The organism is Pseudoalteromonas sp. Z9A4 (assembly GCF_011378845.1).
Taxonomy (GTDB): Bacteria; Pseudomonadota; Gammaproteobacteria; order Enterobacterales; family Alteromonadaceae; genus Pseudoalteromonas; species Pseudoalteromonas arctica.
On the sequence record NZ_WTLA01000026.1, the window covers coordinates 45,941 to 52,856 of the forward strand.

At 36.9% G+C, this 6,916-nt stretch carries 5 protein-coding genes and 1 pseudogene; 2 read left to right on the top strand and 4 right to left on the bottom strand.

The features are described 5' to 3' along the window. Positions 1–468 precede the first annotated feature (468 nt). Together GQR54_RS16135 and GQR54_RS16140 are read right to left on the bottom strand one after the other, a co-directional pair. Positions 469–1,482: a DUF5924 family protein gene (locus GQR54_RS16135; protein ID WP_166378951.1), complete on the bottom strand. Its 1,014-nt coding sequence runs from the start codon at positions 1,480–1,482 to the stop codon at positions 469–471. A gap of 121 nt (positions 1,483–1,603) precedes the next feature. After that, positions 1,604–2,368: an ATP-binding protein gene (locus GQR54_RS16140; RefSeq protein WP_166378953.1), complete on the bottom strand. Its 765-nt coding sequence runs from the start codon at positions 2,366–2,368 to the stop codon at positions 1,604–1,606. 587 nt (positions 2,369–2,955) lie between these two features. On the opposite strand from GQR54_RS16140, the gene GQR54_RS16145 reads away from it, so the two are divergent. Together GQR54_RS16145 and GQR54_RS16150 are read left to right on the top strand one after the other, a co-directional pair. Then, positions 2,956–3,933, top strand: coding sequence for a DUF1852 domain-containing protein (locus tag GQR54_RS16145; protein ID WP_166378955.1), 978 nt, complete (start codon positions 2,956–2,958; stop codon positions 3,931–3,933). Between the two features lie 88 nt (positions 3,934–4,021). Continuing rightward, the gene (locus GQR54_RS16150) at positions 4,022–5,050 is read left to right on the top strand and encodes a methionine synthase (RefSeq protein WP_166378957.1); all 1,029 of its coding nucleotides are present in this window, start codon (positions 4,022–4,024) and stop codon (positions 5,048–5,050) included. Positions 5,051–5,751: 701 nt separating this feature from the next. Here GQR54_RS16150 and GQR54_RS16155 read toward each other — a convergent pair. Together GQR54_RS16155 and GQR54_RS16160 are read right to left on the bottom strand one after the other, a co-directional pair. Beyond that, complete coding sequence (locus GQR54_RS16155) at positions 5,752–6,090, bottom strand: YkvA family protein (RefSeq protein WP_024608283.1); 339 nt, start codon at positions 6,088–6,090, stop codon at positions 5,752–5,754. A 543-nt stretch (positions 6,091–6,633) separates the two neighbouring features. Continuing rightward, a pseudogene (locus tag GQR54_RS16160) lies at positions 6,634–6,916 on the bottom strand (transposase); the annotation flags it as partial.

Below are 6,916 nucleotides of genomic sequence, written 5' to 3' on the forward strand. Positions count from 1 at the left end.
AGAGTTATAGTACTCGCGATGAGGTGTTCCCTATTGCAAAAACAGGAAAGTATAAGTAGGAAGTGTAAAAAAGTGCGGTAAAGGGGAAAACTATAAGCAGCAATAATTCATTAAGCTGCTTATTATTCTTAAAATAATTAACCTAATTTGTTAGCCAGTTTAGTGACTCAAATAAGCCATAACGGCAATGAGTGCAAAGTAAAAACAAAAACCGAGTAAGAAGATTAAGTCGACTCTTCTAGCTTTACTCGCTTTATAAGATGCAAAATCCTTAAACTCGCTTTTATACTGCCCAAACGTTACCACTTTTACTAGCAGCCACCCGGTCGAGTAAAACAAAAAGCTCAAACCCGTTTCAACTATTAGCCAAATAAAAATTTCAAACGCAATACTTATAATTTATATCCATTACTTTGCTATGAAAAAACTATATCAATTAGTTATTTAAATTGCAGCCGATTAAGCTAACTAAGGTGTAACAGTAAATTTCGTTAAACCTATTAGTTGTCCTGACTCAGTAATGACTTTAACTTGCCATTTACCAACAGAGTCTTTAGGAAAGTTTACCTTGTGAGTCCATGCTCTATAACCAAGTTCTCGCCCACCGTTTATATTTAACGTAATTCGATCAACCTCTTTTTTATTATGTATCCATACATGAAATATTTTTTCGTTTAAACCTCTTGGCGCTTTAACAGCCGTCCAACTATATAAACCTTGATGGTGTAGCGTATAAGAATCTAACTGCTTAATGCTCCCTACAGGCTTTTTATGCTGTAAATCAACCTCATGAGCTAACGTAATATCGGTTAATCGCAGTGCTGCAGGCGGCACGTAGCTTCTTAATTGCCAAATAGACGCGCTTAAGGCACATAAAATCACTACAAGAATAGGAAAACGCCACCAGCGTGCATTAGGCATTAAATTGTTTAAACTCGGTAGAGTAACCACTACAGCCGTTACAAGAGCTGCGGCTAAACTTTGGCTAGTAGTCAAATTTAATAAAATAGGCAGCGTAACAAGCAAAACAACGAATAAAGCAAAGTTATGAAAAACAGTAAATAACGTGCGGTTTCTGGCAAGTTTTTTGTAATAAAATGGGTCGATTACCGATATAAGTGCACACAAAGCAATAAGGGAGGTAAAAACTGCTTGAGGATGATCCCACTGCGTAACCGCTAAAAAAAACGGCAAAGCAAAAAATAGGCTTTCTTGTTGCACCATTTGCAGAGCAAAACGCATTACATTAGGAGATACCGCCACACCAAACTTTTCTTCTACTTTGTCCCGTAGCCAATTATCAATAATTAGCCACAACCAACTAACAAGCAAAAATATGGCAATAAATTGCGAAAAAGACTCTTTTCTATCTACCAGTGCAAAGCTAGCAACACCCGACAAAAATGACATCACAGCCAATAATCCAGGCCGCTTTTGCATCGCGCTTATAAATTTAGCTATTATATTTTTACAGTAATCCATGTATGAGTGTTTCCGTACGGGTACGTACTTTATTATTTTTATTCAGAGTAAGGTTAGTTTAACCAAGTTTAAATGAACAACAGATAGACGGATGGATTTAAACGCGCCATTTAACAGTACATCAAACTAACCATTTTTGATTAAATAAAAGCTCGGCATAGCGCGTCATTGGTACGTTTATTGATTTTTGTAACGTGTGAGCCTTAGCAAGTAATTCATCCTCACTAAGTACAGGCATTTTATTGTTAAAAGCAAAAACAATTTTATTCCCGCCTTCAATAATAAAACTAAGAATCTTTCCTGCAAATTCTTTCTCAAGTAGTTGATCAAACGCTTCTCTTTGCCCAACTTTGGTATGGCAAATATTAAGTACTAAAACACCATCAAAAGTGAGCGCGTTTTTACAATCACGTAAGTAGGATGATTGCACCTGATCTGATTCCATCCCTTCTGAGCTATATAAATCAGAAAAAATAACATCCGTTTTTATCTGCGTTTTTTTCATGTAGTTTGCCGCATCATCAATATGAATAAACAAACGTTCTGACACGGGAACTTCAAAATATTTTATAGCCATATCGGCAACGGCTTGACGATATTCAACGGTATGAATAGTCAGTGCAGGAAACGCATGATAAAGACTTTTTGCTATAGAGCCCGCTCCAAGCCCCATTATCATCGCGGTTTTTAAGTGCGGTATAAAAAAAAGCGCAGCCATCATAGCTTGCGTATAAGCTAAGCTTAACCCGTTAATATTATCTAATTTGATACAGCTTTGATAAATTTTTCCATCAAAGCTGAGAATAAGATTCTTTTTTGTTTGATATACATAAACCGGGCCATGCTCATCAGTAACTGATGCAATACAAGTGCCTTTGATATCCACGAATACTCGATAGGTGATGTGATGAAAAATGAGTATAACTTACTTAACGTACTGGCATTGCTATTAATATGATTTATAGCGCCTTTATTAATACCTAAGCTGCTATACAGTTATTAAGAAGTCTGTTTACCTCGCTAAGATTAGCTAACTTAAGCTTAAATAGTCATGACATTTACTATAAACAACGATTTAAAATGCTAAAAACTTATCTAATGCACTGTTTTAAAAATAAAAATCCCTCTGAATATTCCTCATGATCAACATGAATAAAATGCACGCTAAAACAAAGGAAGTCTAAACGGCTAAACACCCGTACCATATTTATATCATTTCTCCCCTTTACCCCGCTAATTTACGCCAACTCACATCAAACAATTATGATTAATGAATATGACTCATGTTTTATGTGAAATTAAACCGTTTTTCTTCATATACCAATCAACGTATAAATTACTCATCCCTTAGCGCTAAACACTATAGCTAACAACTTAAAGCCACTGGACAACAAAACCAGCACAGTAAGTTGCAAGGCTAATAAAGCGCAGAGCATCAATCAGGTTTAAATTATAAAATTGGATATAAACACGATGAAAAAAGATTTTACATTTAATATTAAGAGCGTTTCACTCGACGAAAATTATCATCCATCAACTAATACGCGTATCACAACAAACTTTGCTAATTTAGCCAGAGGTGAATACCGCAAAGCAAACTTGCGTAACGCCTTAAACATGATCAACAACCGTTTTAATGCCCTAGCCCATTGGGATAACACCAAAGGTGAGCGTTATGCTGTTGAGCTTGAAATTGTCTCTGTTGAGATAGGTATTGAAGACGGCGGTGAAAGCTTTCCCTCAATCGAAATATTAAAAACAAATATTGTTGATCATAAAACTAATAAGCGCATTGAAGGCATTGTAGGAAACAACTTTTCATCGTATGTACGCGATTATGACTTTAGCGTACTCCTACAAGAGCACAATAAGGGCAAGTCTCAATTTAGTATTCCTGATGACTTTGGGGTTTTACATGGCAAGCTATTTCAGTCATTTGTAAATTCAGATACATACAAACAAAACTTTAAAAAACCACCGGTTATATGCCTAAGTGTGTCAGATAACAAAACCTACAATCGCACCGAAAACCAACACCCGGTACTTGGCGTTGAATACGAGCCAAATGAATCGTCTTTAACTGAGCAATACTTCAAAAAAATGGGCTTGCAGGTACGTTACTTTATGCCATTAAATAGCGCCGCGCCTTTAGCATTGTTTTTCTTTGGTGACTTACTTAATGATTACAGCAATCTTGAGCTTATAAGCACCATTAGTACGATGGAAACGTTTCAAAAAATCTACAGACCAGAGATTTATAATGCCAACGCAACAGCGGGTAAATCATATAAACCAAACTTAAAAAACTTGGATCATTCATTAACGCAAATTGTGTATGACCGAGAAGAGCGCGGCAAGTTAGCGAATGAGCAAGGCAAGTTTGCACAAGAGCATTTTATCAAGCCGTACCAAAGAGTTCTTGAGCAATTCTCTACTAGTTATCTGTCATAACAACTAATAGCAACAACCAATAATAACGAAAAATAACGCGCTTAACGCTACGTTTAATAATTAACTAAAATATACGGCATTATTTATTATGAAAAAATTATTACCAACATCTACCGCTGGCAGTTTACCTAAGCCTTTATGGCTTGCAGAGCCAGAAACACTTTGGTCACCTTGGAAATTACAAGGTGATGAATTAACCCAAGGCAAACACGACGCCCTACGCTTATCATTATTCGACCAGCAACAAGCAGGCATTGATATTGTTAGCGATGGCGAGCAAACAAGGCAGCATTTTGTAACTACATTTATAGAGCACCTAAATGGTGTTGACTTTGAAAAACGTAAAACAGTAAAAATTAGAGACCGATACGACGCAAGCGTACCCACCGTTGTGGGCCCTGTTAGCCGTCAAAAGTCTGTGTTTGTTGAAGACGCTAAATTTTTACGCAAGCAAACCAAGCAACCAATAAAATGGGCATTGCCAGGCCCAATGACCATGATCGACACGCTTTACGACGACCACTATAAAAGCCGTGAAAAACTAGCGTGGGAATTTGCCATAATTCTTAATCAAGAAGCCAAAGAGCTAGAAGCCGCAGGCGTTGATATCATCCAGTTTGATGAGCCCGCGTTTAACGTATTTTTTGATGAAGTAAACGACTGGGGAATCGCCTGTTTAGAGCGCGCAATTGAAGGGCTTAAATGCGAAACCGCCGTGCACATTTGCTATGGCTACGGCATTAAAGCCAATACAGATTGGAAAAAAACACTAGGAAGCGAATGGCGACAGTACGAAGAAGCATTCCCTAAGCTTCAGCAATCTAATATCGATATTATTTCACTAGAGTGCCATAACTCGCATGTGCCAATGGATTTACTAGAACTAATTCGCGGTAAAAAAGTAATGGTAGGCGCAATTGATGTAGCAAACCATACTATCGAAACGCCAGAGGAAGTAGCTAATACGCTACGTAAAGCACTGCAATTTGTAGATGCCGATAAACTTTACCCGTGTACAAACTGCGGCATGGCTCCACTACCTCAACATATAGCCAGAGGTAAACTAAATGCCTTGAGCGCTGGGGCTGAAATTATAAGAAAAGAACTAAATAAGTAAAGTCGGGTTTAAATCTAAATACGCCCTACGATGAATCAACTTACCTAACGGCATTGAAAAGTAAGAAAACACCACTGTTAAAACTTGCGGTGGAAAGTGAGCTTAAATGCTTGCTGTCCATCTCAGGGCGTGTTGTTATAATTTTAATTAGCTGTAAACCCAAATTTTGACACATCATTAGTCCATTATATTCTAGATTCTTCCGTAGAGTTTATAATTGAACCAATCATTTTACTTTTTGAAAACCAACAAACACTAGTGTACATGTCTTTAACTGTTTAATGGCTGGAGCCCCTTGAAATAAAGAATAATACCAAGGTGGAGTATCCATTGTGTTCACAATACGAGCTGTTTTATTTATTTTAAAAATATTTTTTTTAACCAGTCAACCTTACCATTGGTATAAACTATAACGCCTTGAAGTTTAGACAATGTTATCCCTAACTGCTTAGCTTATTTAATTAATACAAGAATCTCAATATCTGACTCTTCATATACCCTGTAACGACCTTTGCTTTGAGGCTGCCTGATTAGCACTATTTTTTGATGCATCGCCGATGTACATAAGTACCAAGCTTATAACGAGCCATGGGTTGATGAGTGTTTTGTTTATTCACTAAGCGATGACAAATAGTTGGTTACAATGTGCTAGGCAAGAGCGCAGCCAACTGTTTAAAATCCGTTTAAGCAGCTTGTTTTATTTATCCAAACCATTGTTTTAATGTTTCTTTTGCTTTTATCGCATGCTCACTTTTAATATAAGCAGCTACAGCCGCAATTGCTGCGACTAAAACACCAAGATCATCAGAATAACCTATGATAGGTGTAATATCAGGGATCGCGTCTATTGGCGAAATAAAATACCCAAGGCCCCCATAAACTGTAGTTTTAGCCCAAGTCGGTGTGTCTGAATCTTGAGCTGAGTAATATAGCTTTAGTGCTGGTTCTAGGACTGTTTCTCCTGCAACCTTTGCAAAGTTTTTAGTTTTATCCCAAAAACTATTTTCGCTAAACTCTTTTTCAAATTTATTATCTGACAATTTTAATTACTCCATTTCTGAGTGAAAACCCCTATCACTTAAGCACTTGATTTTATCGCTTTCAGGCCGTCCTAATCATCAGTAATCAAATTTAGAAGAGGCTCTTTTATAGTCTCAACTTTTGAGCCAAGTATTGTTAGTTTACTTTTATCATCTGATACGGCGTTGATTACATAAATTAAATGGACACACTGATCAATATACCTTTCAGTTGGTGATCAATACATAAGTACGATTCCTATTACGGCAAACCATAATGCTAATAGGCTTTGTTTTCAGGAGTTGTTGAGGTTTACTACCGTGTTTGGATTCACTCTTAACGAGTAACCAAACAAGCCTATTTTAACTAAACAAGACAGCCACTCTATTTTTAATCTGGCTATTCACTTTTAGGTTGAGAATTTATCTTTTAATATTGGGTTACTTTTATTTCATCCATTAAATAAGTCATTAGCACGTTAAAACCTGAATTACACGCATGATAATAACTACATAATTGCAGTTTTAATGTTTACTGAATGGTTTTACTGAGTAGCTTAAGTATTATGCGAGTAGCTTTTCGCAGTTGCTAATATTTGATCGCCGTTTCCGCTTTAAATTTTCACAGTAACTTGCTTGTGAAGTGGGTCTGCCTACTGCACCATGAAATACGCGCGTAAATTGCGTAGTGAGCTTTAACCAGTTTTCTGGGATATATTAAGCCTTTCTAACAAAGGGAGATTCATATTATCAATATGCCCGCGTTTATCCTCTCGTATTATTCGCCCTGTTAGCTCAACAAGTTCAAGGTACGATTTAAGCTCAAACGGCAGCCCTTTAGGCATAA